The organism is [Brevibacterium] flavum (assembly GCF_019317305.1).
GTDB classification, from domain to species: Bacteria; Actinomycetota; Actinomycetes; order Mycobacteriales; family Mycobacteriaceae; genus Corynebacterium; species Corynebacterium glutamicum.
In genome coordinates, this window is record NZ_CP079240.1 from 98898 (window position 1) to 113875 (window position 14978).

Consider the following 14978-nt stretch of genomic DNA (forward strand, 5'->3'; position numbering starts at 1 on the left):
AAACCCCTCTTCCCCGTGCACAGAACAACACGGGGAGGAGGGGTTTGGCGTCGAAAAGCTATTTTATGCGCTGAGTGGCACGACGCCGATGAAGAGGGCTACGGCGAGCATCGCGATGGACACGATGCAGGCGCGCCACAGAACCTTCTTGTGGTGGTCGCCAAGGTTGACGTTGGCGAGGGAAACCAGCAGGAGGATCGCTGGGACCAGCGGGCTCTGCATGTGAACGGGCTGGCCGGTGATGGATGCGCGGGCCATTTCCACAGGCTCGATGCCGAAGTGGGAGGCGCTTTCTGCAAGGACTGGGAGGATGCCGAAGTAGAAGGCGTCGTTGGACATGAAGAACGTCATCGGGATGGACAGCAGGCCGGTGATAACTGCCAGGTGAGGGCCCATTGCGTTCGGAATGACGGTGGTGATCCAGGTAGCCATCGCGTCGACCATGCCGGTGCCGCTGAGGACGCCGACTAGGACGCCTGCGGCGAGAACCATGGAGACAACGCCGACGATGCTGGAAGAGTGCGCCAGCATTTCGGTTGCTTGGTCCTTGACCTTAGGGAAGTTCACTGCAAGTGCCAGTCCGGCGCCAGCCATGAAGACGAAGGCCAGTGGGAAGATATCGGCAACCAGGAGAACCATGACGACCAGGGTTAGGGCTGCGTTGAACCAGAACAGCTTCGGTCGAAGTGTTGCGCGGTGTGGATCGAGCAGAGTGTCGGTCATGTTCTCGGTGAGGGTGGAGTCGTCGAGGTTGATGTGCTGCTCAGTTTCAACTTCGCGGTCCTCAACAAGTACGCCACCAGTAGGTCCTGGCTTTGGAGCGTCCTTTGCTTTGCCCAGTCCGCCGAGGCCTGGGAAGCCCTTCTTGTTGGAGCTGGAGCCTGAGCCCGTTCCTGTTTCTGGGGCGTCGAGTCCTGGCCCACCGAAGCGGGAGGAGTCAATCTTGCCCAGGCGCTTGCGCTCGGAGAGACCGAGGAACCATGCGAACAGCAGACAGATAACAACGCCGGCGATAAGCGATGGAACCATTGGTACGAAAACATCTGCTGGCTCGAGGCCAAGTGCTGCGGCTGCGCGGACGGTTGGGCCACCCCAAGGAAGGATATTCATGGTGCCGTTGATCAGGCCGGCAGTACAGGTGAGAACCACAGGGCTCATGCCAAGGCGCAGGTAGATGGGCAGCATCGCGGAGGTGGTGATGATGAAGGTGGTGGAGCCGTCGCCGTCGAGGGAGACAACACCTGCAAGTACTGCGGTGCCGATGACGACCTTTGCGGGGTCATCGTGAAGAACGCGGGTGATCACGCGGATCAGTGGGTCGAAGAGTCCGACGTCGATCATGATTCCGAAGAACATAATCGCGAACATCAGGAGTGCCGCGGTAGGCGCCATGTCCTTGATGGCGTCAAGCGCCATGTCACCAAGGCCGAGTCCTGCGCCGGCGATGAGACCGAAGATGGTGGGGACTAACAGCATGGCCACCATTGGGGTCATGCGACCCAGCATGATCAGTGTCATGAAGGTGAGGATCATGGCGAAGCCGAGGACTACCAGGATGCCATCTGAGGGGGTGTGGCTGAGCGTGTAGTCAGCGGCTAATGCCGTGACTTGTCCTGAAGCCAGGAGAAGTGTTGAGCTGCTCATTGCTGCCCTTTCTGTGTTTCTCGAAACTTTGAGATCCCGAGTGTTCTGTGTTGCTTGTGGGAGTATAAGGTGGCGCGTGTCACGAACTTAAGTGTTTGGTGCATTGCCTGGGGTAGTGCGCAAAAGAAGACTTTTGTGCATTATGCTCAGAATTGTTGGCCTGGGACTTCGCTTCACGCTCTGCTGATAATCGCCCCCGGGGGTAGGTATGTCTGTTGATGGATACGAATGAAAAACTTCAAGGAGGTGGACATCATTCGCTTTGCTACCCGAATACTGGTGATTCAAGTGGCTACCGTCGCGTTGGTGGTAGCTATTTGCACCGGAATTTTCGCAGTTTTGATGATGGATCAGATGAAAACTGAGGCCGAGCACACAGCGCTGTCCATCGGACGTTCGGTGGCATCCAACCCGCAGATCCGCGAGGAAGTAGCGCTTGATACTCAAACAGGAGCAAACCCATCGGCCGAAGAATTAGCCGATGGAGATATCCAAGCGGTTGCACAGGCGGCCAATGAACGCACTGGAGCTTTGTTTGTCGTTATCACTGACGGTTTAGGTATCCGCCTGTCCCACCCAGATGAGGAACGTCTGGGGGAGCAGGTGAGCACTAGCTTTGAGGCTGCCATGCGGGGTGAAGAAACCATGGCGTGGGAGACCGGGACCCTCGGTGCGTCCGCGCGAGCAAAAGTGCCTATCTTTGCGCCGGATTCTAATGTTCCAGTCGGTGAGGTCAGTGTTGGGTTTGAGCGAGACAGTGTGTATTCCCGCCTGCCCATGTTCCTCGCCGCCCTTGCTCTTATTTCTGTGTTGGGAATCCTTATCGGCGTGGGTGTAGCCATGGGCATGCGACGCCGTTGGGAACGCGTGACCTTGGGTTTGCAGCCGGAGGAGCTAGTGACCCTTGTGCAAAATCAGACTGCAGTCATCGATGGCATTGATGAGGGCGTGCTGGCGCTGAGCCCAAACGGAACAATTGGGGTGCATAATGAGCAGGCACAATCCATGATTGGTGCAGGTCCTATGAGTGGCAGGACGTTGAAAGAACTAGGGCTTGACCTCGGTCTTGATGGCGTTGTATTGCATGGTCAGCATCCGGAAACCGTTGCCCATAACGGCAGGATCCTCTATCTGGATTTCCACCCCGTGCGCCGTGGGGATCAAGATTTAGGCTACGTGGTAACCATCCGCGATCGCACCGACATCATTGAACTCAGTGAACGCCTCGACTCTGTGCGCACCATGACCCACGCACTCCGCGCCCAGCGCCACGAGTTTGCCAACCGCATCCACACCGCAACAGGGCTTATCGACGCCGGCCGCGTCCACGACGCGGCAGAGTTTCTAGGCGATATATCCCGCAACGGGGGACAGTCACATCCATTAATCGGATCAGCGCACCTCAATGAAGCATTTTTGAGCTCATTTTTAAGTACTGCTTCTATCTCGGCATCTGAAAAGGGCGTTAGTCTGCGCATCAACTCTGACACGCTCATCCTTGGCACTGTTAAAGATCCAGAAGATGTAGCAACCATTTTGGGTAATTTAATCAACAATGCCATCGACGCCGCGGTGTCAGGTGAAGCCCCACGGTGGATTGAGCTTACGTTGATGGATGATGCCGATACGCTGGTCATTTCTGTTGCAGATTCTGGTCCTGGAATCCCAGAGGGCGTGGATGTATTTGCCTCAGCCACCCAGATAGGAGACTCTGAAGATAATGAACGCACCCACGGGCATGGCATTGGTCTAAAACTGTGCCGGGCTTTGGCTAGATCACATGGTGGCGATGTCTGGGTGATTGATAGAGGAACCGAAGATGGCGCTGTATTTGGAGTGAAACTACCGGGAGTAATGGAGTAATGGATCAAACACTTAAAGTTTTAGTAATTGATGATGATTTCCGCGTCGCCGGCATTCACGCCTCCATCGTTGATGCGTCCCCTGGATTTTCGGTGGTCGGTACCGCGCGTACCCTCGCAGAGGCAAAAACCCTGATCGCCACATTTTCCCCGGATCTCCTACTTGTTGATGTCTACCTCCCCGACGGCGATGGCATTGACCTCGTGGGCACCTCCAATATTGATGCGTTTGTGCTCAGCGCAGCCGATGACATCAAAACAGTTCGACGCGCCATGCGTGCCGGGGCACTCGGATATCTGCTCAAACCATTTCCCCAAAAACGTCTCGTGGAACGCCTTGACCGTTACGTCCGCTACCGCCATGTCTTATCCGGCACCCAAGGACTTTCCCAAGACAAAATTGACCAGGCAACCGCAATCCTCAACGGCACCCAAGCGCCGGTCACCGTCTCTAGATCCGCCACAGAGCAATTACTTCTCGACGCCCTGGAAGGCCAAGAACTCTCCGCAACAGAAGCTTCCGAAGCTGCCGGAGTTTCACGTGCCACAGCACAGCGCAGGCTGGCAGCGATGGCTAGCCAAGGTGTGATCCAGGTTCGCCTTCGGTACGGACAGTCCGGGCGACCAGAACATCTATATTCAAAGCCACTGCTCTAGTAACCTTTGTGGATGTCCACCTCGGTCAGCATCTTTTCTCCAGCGAGAAACCGTCGGTAGTTTTCTGCCACCACTGGGGCAAGCATGCGATCCATCGAGGTCAACGTGTTGGCTACGTGCGGGGTAATGATCACATTGCTGCGCCCCCACAGTGGATGATCGTCCGGCAATGGTTCAGGATCGGTGACATCTAAGCCTGCCCCGGATATTTCTTGGGCATCTAAGGCGTCAACTAATGCTTCTGTATCTACTACTTCTCCGCGAGCCACGTTGATCAAAATTGCAGTAGACTGCATTGCTTTAAGCTCTGCTTTTCCGATCAGATGATAGGTGTCTGCGGTAAGCGGTACGCACAACACCACATGGTCGGCGTCGGCAAGTACTTGGTGCAGGTTGGATATAGGTTCCGTTGCATCAAAATCTTGGGTGGGTGTACCGGTCCTGCTTACTGCTAAAGACTTTGCGCCAAAAGGTTTCAACATGGCTGCTAGATGTTTACCGATTCCACCAGCTCCCACAATGGCAACTGTTGCACCATCAAGCCATCTGGTCTGCTGATCTATTTGAGTGCTTGGTGCCCAACTATCGGCGCGCACCATGGTGGGGTGCATATGAATCAGTCCCAGCAAAAGAGCCATTGCTGCTTCGGCTACCTGTTGGCCATACACCCCTGATGCATTTGACCACCGGCGTTTGTCATCAATCTGCCCAGCTGTGAAATATGCGTTGAGCCCTGCATTGGGAAATTGCACCCACCTCACTCCGTCGGGAAGTAGGGGAAATTCTGTGCCTGGTGTTTGAGTGAAGACAAACCCCTCGGCTTTTTCGAGGGAGTCGACTATTTCTGCGCCTGCCTCCTTAAGGGCTTTGGTGGTGAGTGGATAATCGCCAAAACCAACAAAGATTTTCATGGGCTCCAGGATAGGTTGTTGGTGTGAGGTTGGGTTTTGTCATCCTGAATGCTTCATTTCTACCCTCGTAGGTAAAGTTGGTGCCGAATCAACAATCTCTTTTGGAGGAACTTTAATGAGCATTTCCAACGCAATCCTGCGTGGTGTGTCTGGCGCTTATATTCTGCAGTCCGGCTACGGAAAACTTGGATTGCCTAATGAGGCCGCTGCTGGCATTCAGGGTCTAGCTGCAACGGGTATCCCAGCGGTGGCTGATATGGATTCAGATACTTTCGGTAAGTTTGTTGCCTACTCGGAGTTGGGTATCGGTGGAGCTTTGCTTGCTCCATTTATCCCTAGCCGTCTTGCAGGTTTGGGTCTTGGTGCTTTCTCTGCAGGTTTGTTGGCCATTTACTTCCGTAACCCAGCGATGACTCAAGACGACGGAATCCGCCCTTCCCAGGATGGAACCGGATTGTCTAAGGATCTTTTCCTTGCTGCTATTGCGGGTGCTTTGGTGTTCGCACCTGCTAAGAAGCGTAAGAAGGCGAAGAACAAGTCTAAGTAAGCTTGCTTGAACGGCGCTTGTTAGCAAGGCCGTTCAACCGCGCTGTTAATCAGCCATTTTTGAACAGTGTTCAAAAATTCTTGAACACTGTTCAAGTCATGGGTTAAGGTTGTCGTTTAAGGCACGTGTCATTTTGCATGCGCGTGCCCAATTCTTCTTAAGTGTGCTCAATTTTTAAGCGCGCAGTTCTTGACAACCAGCCTCTAGGAGACCTATGACCATCCCCGGCACCATCCTTGACACCGCCCGCACCCAAGTTCTGGAACAGGGAATTGGCCTTAATCAGCAGCAGTTGATGGAGGTTCTCACCTTGCCTGAAGAGCAAATCCCAGACTTGATGGAATTAGCCCATCAGGTTCGGTTGAAGTGGTGCGGGGAGGAAATCGAGGTAGAGGGCATTATTTCCCTCAAAACTGGCGGTTGCCCTGAAGATTGTCATTTCTGCTCACAGTCTGGGTTGTTTGAATCGCCGGTGCGTTCCGTGTGGCTGGATATTCCGAATCTGGTTGAAGCCGCTAAACAGACCGCAAAAACTGGCGCTACCGAATTCTGTATCGTCGCCGCAGTCAAGGGGCCTGATGAGAGGCTCATGACCCAGCTGGAGGAAGCAGTCCTCGCGATTCACTCTGAAGTTGAAATTGAAGTTGCAGCATCGATCGGAACGTTAAATAAGGAACAGGTGGATCGCCTCGCTGCTGCCGGCGTGCACCGCTACAACCATAATTTGGAAACTGCGCGTTCCTATTTCCCTGAAGTTGTCACCACTCATACATGGGAAGAGCGCCGCGAAACTTTGCGCCTGGTGGCAGAAGCTGGAATGGAAGTCTGTTCCGGCGGAATCTTAGGAATGGGCGAAACTTTAGAGCAGCGCGCCGAGTTTGCCGTGCAGCTGGCGGAGCTTGATCCGCACGAAGTCCCCATGAACTTCCTTGATCCTCGCCCGGGCACCCCATTTGCCGATAGGGAATTGATGGACAGCCGTGACGCTCTGCGCTCTATTGGTGCGTTCCGCCTTGCGATGCCTCACACCATGCTTCGTTTTGCTGGCGGTCGCGAGCTGACTTTGGGCGACAAGGGTTCCGAGCAAGCCCTCCTGGGAGGCATCAATGCGATGATCGTCGGAAACTACCTGACCACGCTCGGCCGCCCAATGGAAGATGACCTCGACATGATGGATCGTCTCCAGCTGCCCATCAAAGTCCTTAATAAGGTCATCTAAGAAGCACGCGCATGAACGACGATCTCCAAATGGCCATGATTCTGGCAGACACCCCGATCTTTCATCCAAACACCGGCAAGCCCTTCGATGGTGAACATAAGCTGTCGCCCTCTGCGCGAGCAGGTTTGGAAGCACCCCGTTATTGTCAGCTCTGCGGTCGGCGCATGAAAGTCCAAGTCCGCCCCGATGGCTGGGACGCCTTATGCTCCCGCCACGGTTTCGTCGACTCCTCTTATCTAGGGCGCCGATAATGCGTGGCCATCTCATTGACGGTGACGGCCGCTGCATCCACTATCACGGACCCTTCGACGTCGTCGGCAACAAATGCGCCACATGCAACGAGTGGTGGGCGTGTCATCGCTGCCACGAGGAGATTGCCAATCATCCTTTCGGGAAGATGCTTATCGACGCCCCGAGCTCCCTTCAATGCGGCCACTGCGGGGAGCTTATGGCCTACGGGGTGCAAAAATGCCCGCGATGCGGGCATAACTTCAATCCTGGGTGTTCACTCCACACTCCGCTGTACTACGAAATGCCCTCTTGGCCTGGGAAGTTGCGGACTGTTGGGCGGGTGTGTAAATTAATTCCAGTCAGCGCGACCAACAACGCCCCAACACATAAGAGATTATGTGGACAGTGAGGCGGATCTAGGAAAACAAACGCTCGACAAACCAACAACACTTCATCGAAGTCAACAAACACCGATTTGGTGAAAGTAAACAAGATGAAGTAACGTTGAACAAGCTGCCAACAAGACACCAACAAACAAAATGTTGATGCTCTTATGGTGTGCGTATGTTGTTTGAGAACTCAATAGTGTGCCATTTATTATTTTTGTCACTACCACAGATCACCTTGGGTGATGTGTGGTGGGTCATGCCGGGTGGTGGATCGCCAATATTTATCCATCACTGTAAACAATAATCTTATTGTTGGCATGATTTTGTGGGTCTGCTTGTTCCCCGTCAAGGGACTAGGCCCACGTTAAAGACACGATGATCCTTATGTGGGTTGTGGTGTTTTTTAAATCATTATTTTTTGATAATGCCAGTAACACCCCATTCTCCAACTGTCACCTTGTGTGTGGTTGGTGGGGGTGTTGTTGTTTTTGTCAGGTGTTGGGCTTTTCACGGCCTAAACAATCTTTTTTATTGTTTTTTGTGGAGAGTTTGATCCTGGCTCAGGACGAACGCTGGCGGCGTGCTTAACACATGCAAGTCGAACGCTGAAACCAAATGCTTGCATTTGGTGGATGAGTGGCGAACGGGTGAGTAACACGTGGGTGATCTGCCCTACACTTTGGGATAAGCCTGGGAAACTGGGTCTAATACCGAATATTCACACCACCGTAGGGGTGGTGTGGAAAGCCTTGTGCGGTGTGGGATGAGCCTGCGGCCTATCAGCTTGTTGGTGGGGTAATGGCCTACCAAGGCGTCGACGGGTAGCCGGCCTGAGAGGGTGTACGGCCACATTGGGACTGAGACACGGCCCAGACTCCTACGGGAGGCAGCAGTGGGGAATATTGCACAATGGGCGCAAGCCTGATGCAGCGACGCCGCGTGGGGGATGACGGCCTTCGGGTTGTAAACTCCTTTCGCTAGGGACGAAGCCTTTTAGGTGACGGTACCTGGAGAAGAAGCACCGGCTAACTACGTGCCAGCAGCCGCGGTAATACGTAGGGTGCGAGCGTTGTCCGGAATTACTGGGCGTAAAGAGCTCGTAGGTGGTTTGTCGCGTCGTCTGTGAAATCCCGGGGCTTAACTTCGGGCGTGCAGGCGATACGGGCATAACTTGAGTGCTGTAGGGGAGACTGGAATTCCTGGTGTAGCGGTGAAATGCGCAGATATCAGGAGGAACACCAATGGCGAAGGCAGGTCTCTGGGCAGTAACTGACGCTGAGGAGCGAAAGCATGGGTAGCGAACAGGATTAGATACCCTGGTAGTCCATGCCGTAAACGGTGGGCGCTAGGTGTAGGGGTCTTCCACGACTTCTGTGCCGCAGCTAACGCATTAAGCGCCCCGCCTGGGGAGTACGGCCGCAAGGCTAAAACTCAAAGGAATTGACGGGGGCCCGCACAAGCGCATGGAGCATGTGGATTAATTCGATGCAACGCGAAGAACCTTACCTGGGCTTGACATGGACCGGATCGGCGTAGAGATACGTTTTCCCTTGTGGTCGGTTCACAGGTGGTGCATGGTTGTCGTCAGCTCGTGTCGTGAGATGTTGGGTTAAGTCCCGCAACGAGCGCAACCCTTGTCTTATGTTGCCAGCACATTATGGTGGGTACTCATGAGAGACTGCCGGGGTTAACTCGGAGGAAGGTGGGGATGACGTCAAATCATCATGCCCCTTATGTCCAGGGCTTCACACATGCTACAATGGTCGGTACAGCGAGTTGCCACACCGTGAGGTGGAGCTAATCTCTTAAAGCCGGCCTCAGTTCGGATTGGGGTCTGCAACTCGACCCCATGAAGTCGGAGTCGCTAGTAATCGCAGATCAGCAACGCTGCGGTGAATACGTTCCCGGGCCTTGTACACACCGCCCGTCACGTCATGAAAGTTGGTAACACCCGAAGCCAGTGGCCCAACCTTTTAGGGGGAGCTGTCGAAGGTGGGATCGGCGATTGGGACGAAGTCGTAACAAGGTAGCCGTACCGGAAGGTGCGGCTGGATCACCTCCTTTCTAAGGAGCTTTACTAACCACCGGCAAACAGTTGTTTGTGTGTGTGGTTGTTGGTGTTGGAACCCGTATGTGGTTGCCATCAACATATTTTTAATCGGGTGGAGATGACCCCTGAGGGTGACAACAACACAGTCAATACTGTGATTAATAGGTGGCATGCTGTTGGGTGTCTGGAATGACATCGCTTGCATCACCTTATGGTGGTGTGTGTGGGTTGTTTCTAACATCGAGCATCGTCAACACGGGTAGAGAATGTTTGTGTTCTTTGGTTGTGGTGTCGGTGGTGTGTTGTGTGAGAACTGTATAGTGGACGCGAGCATCTTTATTTTTTTGTTTTTTGTTGTGTGATACCGAACGCGCCCAAACATTGGTGAGGCTTGTCCTTGTTGGTGGTTGGGTTATAGTTTTTTGTTTGTTGTTTTGTAGGGCACACGGTGGATGCCTTGGCATATCAAGCCGATGAAGGACGTGAGAGGCTGCGTTATGCCTCGGGGAGTTGCCAACTAAGCGTTGATCCGAGGATGTCCGAATGGGGAAACCCAGCCGCAGTGATGTGTGGTTACCTGCCAGTGAATGTATAGCTGGTGTGGAGGTTGACACGGGGAAGTGAAACATCTCAGTACCCGTAGGAGAAGAAAACAATTGTGATTCCGTTAGTAGTGGCGAGCGAACGTGGATGATGGCTAAAACTTATGTGTGTGATACCCGGCAGGGGTTGCATGTAGGTGGTTGTGGGGCAATAACGTTCATATTCTGCCGGATGTGGGCATGTGCTGCGTGGTTAGTGGAAGTGGTGTGGAAACACCTGCCGTAGAAGGTGAGAGTCCTGTACACGAAGATCATGGTGGTGTGTGTGGTTGTTGATACCCCGAGTAGCAGCGGGCTCGTGGAATCTGCTGTGAATTAGCCGGGACCACCCGGTAAGCCTGAATACTTGATATGACCGATAGCGGATTAGTACCGTGAGGGAATGGTGAAAAGTACCCCGGGAGGGGAGTGAAATAGTACCTGAAACCGTGTGCTGTCAATCCGTCAGAGCACCCGTTTGTGGTGTGATGGCGTGCCTTTTGAAGAATGAGCCTGCGAGTCAGCGGCATGTCGCGAGGTTAACCCGTGTGGGGTAGCCGTAGGGAAACCGAATCCTAACGAGGGTGATTTTGAGTGGCATGTCTTGGACCCGAAGCGGAGTGATCTACCCATGGCCAGTGTGAAGCAGCTGTAAGAGGTTGTGGAGGCGCGAACCCACTTAGGTTGAAAACTGAGGGGATGAGTTGTGGGTAGGGGTGAAAGGCCAATCAAACTCCGTGATAGCTGGTTCTCCCCGAAATGCATTTAGGTGCAGCGTCGTGTGTTTCTTGCCGGAGGTAGAGCTACTGGATGGTTTAGCGGGACCAACATCTTAGCGACATCAGCCAAACTCCGAATGCCGGTAAGTCAGAGCACGGCAGTGAGACTGCGGGGGATAAGCTTCGTAGTCGAGAGGGAAACAGCCCAGATCGCCGGCTAAGGCCCCTAAGGGTGTGCTAAGTGGAAAAGGAGGTGGGGTCGCGAAGACAGCCAGGAGGTTGGCTTAGAAGCAGCCATCCTTGAAAGAGTGCGTAATAGCTCACTGGTCGAGTGATTCCGCGCCGACAATGTAGTGGGGCTTAAGTACACCGCCGAAGCCGCGGCAATGATCCTTTTGGATTGTTGGGTAGGGGAGCGTCGTGCATGCGTTGAAGCTTTGGGGTGACCTTGGGTGGAGTGTGTGCGAGTGAGAATGCAGGCATGAGTAACGAATGATGCGTGAGAAACGTATCCGCCGGATGACTAAGGGTTCCTGGGTCAAGTTAATCTTCCCAGGGTGAGTCGGGGCCTAAGGCGAGGCCGACAGGCGTAGTCGATGGATAACGGGTTGATATTCCCGTACCCGAGTATGAGCGACCATGGTGAATCAGTGATACTAACCACCCATAAGCACCCGCGAAAAGGCTTTGCTTTTTGTGGTGTGTGGTTGCGTGGGACCTGATCTGGTAGTAGCTAAGTGATGGGGTGACGCAGGGAGGTAGCTCAGCCACTTATTGGATTGTGGTGTAAGCGTGTGGCACGCAGTGTAGGTCAAATCCGCACTGTTTTTGTGTGAGGCGTGATGCGGAGCCCGTAAAAGGGTGAAGTGGGTGATCCTGTGCTGTCGAGAAAAGCCTCTAGCGATGTTGATATTCGGCCCGTACCCTAAACCGACACAGGTAGTCAGGTAGAGAATACTAAGGCGTTCGGGTGAACTGTGGTTAAGGAACTCGGCAAAATGCCCCCGTAACTTCGGGAGAAGGGGGCCACGGCGTGTGAACAACTTTTCGTTGGGAGCGTGTTGTGGTCGCAGAGAATAGAGGGAAGCGACTGTTTACTAAAAACACAGGTCCGTGCGAAGACGTTTAAGTTGATGTATACGGACTGACGCCTGCCCGGTGCTGGAAGGTTAAGAGGACCGGTTAGTGACCTTTATGGTTGCGAAGCTGAGAATTTAAGCCCCAGTAAACGGCGGTGGTAACTATAACCATCCTAAGGTAGCGAAATTCCTTGTCGGGTAAGTTCCGACCTGCACGAATGGCGTAACGACTTCCCTGCTGTCTCAACCACAGGCCCGGTGAAATTGCAGTACGAGTAAAGATGCTCGTTACGCGGCAGGACGAAAAGACCCCGGGACCTTCACTATAGCTTGGTATTGGTGTTTGATTCGGTTTGTGTAGGATAGGTGGGAGACTTTGATCATATGACGCTAGTTGTGTGTGAGTCGTTGGTGAAATACCACTCTGATCGGATTGGATGTCTTAACCTTGGCCCATGATCTGGGTTGGGGACAGTGCCTGGTGGGTAGTTTAACTGGGGCGGTTGCCTCCTAAAATGTAACGGAGGCGCCCAAAGGTTTCCTCAGCTTGGTTGGTAATCAGGTGGTGAGTGTAAGTGCACAAGGGAGCTTGACTGTGACACTGACAGGTGGAGCAGGGACGAAAGTCGGGACTAGTGATCCGGCACCTACTTGTGGTTGTGGTGTCGCTCAACGGATAAAAGGTACCCCGGGGATAACAGGCTGATCTTCCCCAAGAGTCCATATCGACGGGATGGTTTGGCACCTCGATGTCGGCTCGTCGCATCCTGGGGCTGGAGTAGGTCCCAAGGGTTGGGCTGTTCGCCCATTAAAGCGGCACGCGAGCTGGGTTTAGAACGTCGTGAGACAGTTCGGTCTCTATCCGCGCGCGTTGAAACTTGAAGGAAGGCTGTCCCTAGTACGAGAGGACCGGGACGGACGTACCTCTGGTGTGCCAGTTGTTCCGCCAGGAGCAGGGCTGGTTGGCTACGTACGGGAGGGATAACCGCTGAAAGCATCTAAGCGGGAAGCCTGTTTCGAGATGAGGTTTCTTTTGAGGTTCCCTAGAGATTATGGGGTTGATAGGCCAGATCTGGAAGCACTGTGAGGTGTGGAGGTGACTGGTACTAATTTACCGATAACAACAAACCAATACTGGTTTGGTGTTGCGCAACGTAACGAAAACAGAACAATTGGTGTTCGCGTCCATTATGCAGTGTCTGACACAGCACAACCAGCAACGTGTGTTGTTGGTTTGGTGTGTGGTTGTGTCGGTGGTGATAGTAGCAGGGAAACGCCCGGTCCCTTTCCGAACCCGGAAGCTAAGCCTGGTTACGCTGATGGTACTGCACTCGGGAGGGTGTGGGAGAGTAGGTTACCGCCGACCAAAAACTTAAAATAGTATGGATAAGCCCAGAAACACTGTGTGTTTCTGGGTTTATTCGTGTTTGTGGGGGTGTGGTGGATACGCATGGTTGTGTGTTCACCGCACTCCCTGTTTTTTTGTGTTTGTGGGGGTCTTGGGCCCTTGTGCATGCGGCACCTGCGCCTGGGGGTGGGCGTCGACAAGCAAAAAGCTCGTACCTTCTTTATTTGAGGAGGTACGAGCTTTATCTGTCCTGGTGAAGTTTTAGATTTTTACAGCGATAGCTGGCTCAGGAAGGGTGATGCTGGTTTGTGAGACTTTGCCAGCGGCTTTTGGAATAAGGACTGCTGCGGTGATGGTGGCTGTTGCTGCGAATACAACGTTGATGCCAAGTGAAACTGTTCCGGCGAGTGCGACGTCGGAGTTGATGGAGGTGCCGTCGCGAAGTGCGAGGAACACTGAAGTGGAGATTGCGATGCCGAGTGCTGCGCCGAGGGAAGAAGACATCTTGAATACACCTGCACCAGCGCCGGTACGGTCTTTGGGAAGTGTTCCAAGGGCGGTATCTGTGACTGGGGTGGCGAAGAGTCCGAGGCCAAGGCCATAAAGGGAGAAGCCGGCGAGGGAGATGACGATGTACGTTGACTCGCTGACTGCGGTGATCATTAGGAGGGCGGTCGCAGTCGCTACCAAGATGCCAGCGGTGATGATCACTGCTCGGGCGCCAACTTTCTGCATGGCCTTTTCTCCAACTCGAATGAAAAGGATGACAAAGGCTGCGAAGCCGATGCTGGTGAGTCCCGAGATTGTTGGGGAGACACCCCATCCCATTTGCTGAACCCACATGACAACGGCAACTACTCCGCCAGTAGCGCTCATAATGAAGTTGGTGATGGTCGCACCGCTGAAGGCGTGGTCTTTGAAAAGGTTGAAGTCGAGAACTGGCCAGCTGGCGACGCGTTCAATGAAGACGAAAACAGCGAGAAATGTCAAAGAAACGGCAAGGAGAGTCCAGGCCATCCAGTGCGTCCAGCCAAGTGATTCTCCTTGGGTAATAAACAATTCAAGAGATAGAACACTGAGGGCAAGAACGATGATGCCACTCCAATCCAAGTGCATGCCAATGGGTTGAGCCGGACGGGATTCCGGGATGTGGCGGGTAAGGGCAATAGCAACGATGGAGACGATCGCGCAGAGGGCGAAGATTCCTCTCCAGCCAAAGGGGCTTGCTACAACAAGACCCGCGAAAAGTGCGCAGAATCCGGTGCCACCCCATGAACCAATGGACCAAATGGAGACTGCTCGTTGGCGGTCAGTACCTAACCAATATGTCTTAACTAATGCTAGGGATGCAGACATGATGGCCGCTGCTGCCAGTCCTTGGAGAACTCGGCCGGTGATCACCATTTGGGTGGCTAAAGAAGTCGTTGCCGTGGCGATGAGGAGAGATCCCAGGATGTTAAGGATGTTGCCAATCATCATGATTCGTACTCGGCCAAAGACATCTGCGATGCCGCCGGCTGCGACGATAAATGTTCCACAGAATAACGCGGCGGCCACGACAGCTATGTTCATGGTGCCATCGCTCATCCCTAAATCAGTTGCCATATCTGGGCCGATATTTAGGGTTGACTGAGCAAAAAGCCAAAATGTGAGAACTGATAAAACTATGCCAATGAGTGCTTTATCGTCGCCTTTAAAAGATGCGTTAGACATCTAAACTCCTTTTTCTATCAATCTATAG

Annotated in this window: 9 protein-coding genes and 3 rRNA genes; 9 read left to right on the plus strand and 3 right to left on the minus strand. The window is 53.5% G+C overall.

The annotated features are described in order from the left end of the window. Positions 1-63 precede the first annotated feature (63 nt). On the minus strand, positions 64-1644 hold the full coding sequence (gene citH / locus KW808_RS00465; RefSeq protein ID WP_003861132.1) for a citrate transporter CitH: 1581 nt from the start codon (positions 1642-1644) through the stop codon (positions 64-66). A gap of 228 nt (positions 1645-1872) precedes the next feature. Between citH and KW808_RS00470 the strand changes: the two genes are divergently transcribed. Together KW808_RS00470 and KW808_RS00475 are read left to right on the plus strand one after the other, a co-directional pair. Further along, positions 1873-3507, plus strand: a complete 1635-nt coding sequence (locus tag KW808_RS00470) for a sensor histidine kinase (protein WP_003861133.1) — start codon at positions 1873-1875, stop codon at positions 3505-3507. Next, positions 3507-4163 carry a response regulator gene (locus tag KW808_RS00475; protein WP_003855418.1) on the plus strand — a complete coding sequence of 219 codons (657 nt, stop codon included), beginning with the start codon at positions 3507-3509 and terminating at the stop codon, positions 4161-4163. The genes KW808_RS00470 and KW808_RS00475 overlap by 1 nt, the downstream gene beginning before the upstream one ends. On the opposite strand, the gene KW808_RS00480 is transcribed toward KW808_RS00475, so the two are convergent. Then, complete coding sequence (locus tag KW808_RS00480; protein WP_003861134.1) at positions 4160-5074, minus strand: D-isomer specific 2-hydroxyacid dehydrogenase family protein; 915 nt, start codon at positions 5072-5074, stop codon at positions 4160-4162. The genes KW808_RS00475 and KW808_RS00480 overlap by 4 nt on opposite strands. 115 nt (positions 5075-5189) lie before the next feature. On the opposite strand from KW808_RS00480, the gene KW808_RS00485 reads away from it, so the two are divergent. The 7 genes from KW808_RS00485 to rrf all read left to right on the plus strand — a co-directional run bounded on the left by KW808_RS00485 (position 5190) and on the right by rrf (position 13255). Continuing rightward, positions 5190-5621, plus strand: coding sequence for a hypothetical protein (locus KW808_RS00485; RefSeq protein ID WP_003855420.1), 432 nt, complete (start codon positions 5190-5192; stop codon positions 5619-5621). Between the two features lie 214 nt (positions 5622-5835). After that, complete coding sequence (gene bioB, locus KW808_RS00490) at positions 5836-6840, plus strand: biotin synthase BioB (RefSeq protein ID WP_003861135.1); 1005 nt, start codon at positions 5836-5838, stop codon at positions 6838-6840. 11 nt (positions 6841-6851) lie between these two features. Next, on the plus strand, positions 6852-7091 hold the full coding sequence (gene bsaP / locus KW808_RS00495) for a biotin synthase auxiliary protein BsaP (protein WP_011013366.1): 240 nt from the start codon (positions 6852-6854) through the stop codon (positions 7089-7091). Continuing rightward, positions 7091-7480 carry a CHY zinc finger protein gene (locus KW808_RS00500; RefSeq protein ID WP_003861136.1) on the plus strand — a complete coding sequence of 130 codons (390 nt, stop codon included), beginning with the start codon at positions 7091-7093 and terminating at the stop codon, positions 7478-7480. The genes bsaP and KW808_RS00500 overlap by 1 nt, the downstream gene beginning before the upstream one ends. A gap of 517 nt (positions 7481-7997) precedes the next feature. Then, a 16S ribosomal RNA gene (locus KW808_RS00505) occupies positions 7998-9524 on the plus strand. A 411-nt stretch (positions 9525-9935) separates the two neighbouring features. Further along, positions 9936-13019: ribosomal RNA gene (locus tag KW808_RS00510) — 23S ribosomal RNA — on the plus strand. Between the two features lie 119 nt (positions 13020-13138). Then, a 5S ribosomal RNA gene (gene rrf, locus KW808_RS00515) occupies positions 13139-13255 on the plus strand. Together the 16S, 23S and 5S rRNA genes form the textbook arrangement of a ribosomal RNA operon. A 243-nt stretch (positions 13256-13498) precedes the next feature. Here the strand turns inward: rrf and KW808_RS00520 are convergent. Then, entirely contained in the window at positions 13499-14950 is a 1452-nt protein-coding gene (locus tag KW808_RS00520) for an MFS transporter (protein ID WP_003859957.1), read from the minus strand. Positions 14951-14978 lie beyond the last annotated feature (28 nt).

Bases quoted from the DNA above. Each gene is read 5' to 3' on its own strand.
- citH (WP_003861132.1), bottom strand. From the start codon at position 1,644: ATGAGCAGCTCAACACTTCTCCTGGCTTCAGGACAAGTCACGGCATTA.
- KW808_RS00470 (WP_003861133.1), top strand. From the start codon at position 1,873: ATGAAAAACTTCAAGGAGGTGGACATCATTCGCTTTGCTACCCGAATA.
- KW808_RS00475 (WP_003855418.1), top strand. From the start codon at position 3,507: ATGGATCAAACACTTAAAGTTTTAGTAATTGATGATGATTTCCGCGTC.
- KW808_RS00480 (WP_003861134.1), bottom strand. From the start codon at position 5,074: ATGAAAATCTTTGTTGGTTTTGGCGATTATCCACTCACCACCAAAGCC.
- KW808_RS00485 (WP_003855420.1), top strand. From the start codon at position 5,190: ATGAGCATTTCCAACGCAATCCTGCGTGGTGTGTCTGGCGCTTATATT.
- bioB (WP_003861135.1), top strand. From the start codon at position 5,836: ATGACCATCCCCGGCACCATCCTTGACACCGCCCGCACCCAAGTTCTG.
- bsaP (WP_011013366.1), top strand. From the start codon at position 6,852: ATGAACGACGATCTCCAAATGGCCATGATTCTGGCAGACACCCCGATC.
- KW808_RS00500 (WP_003861136.1), top strand. From the start codon at position 7,091: ATGCGTGGCCATCTCATTGACGGTGACGGCCGCTGCATCCACTATCAC.
- KW808_RS00520 (WP_003859957.1), bottom strand. From the start codon at position 14,950: ATGTCTAACGCATCTTTTAAAGGCGACGATAAAGCACTCATTGGCATA.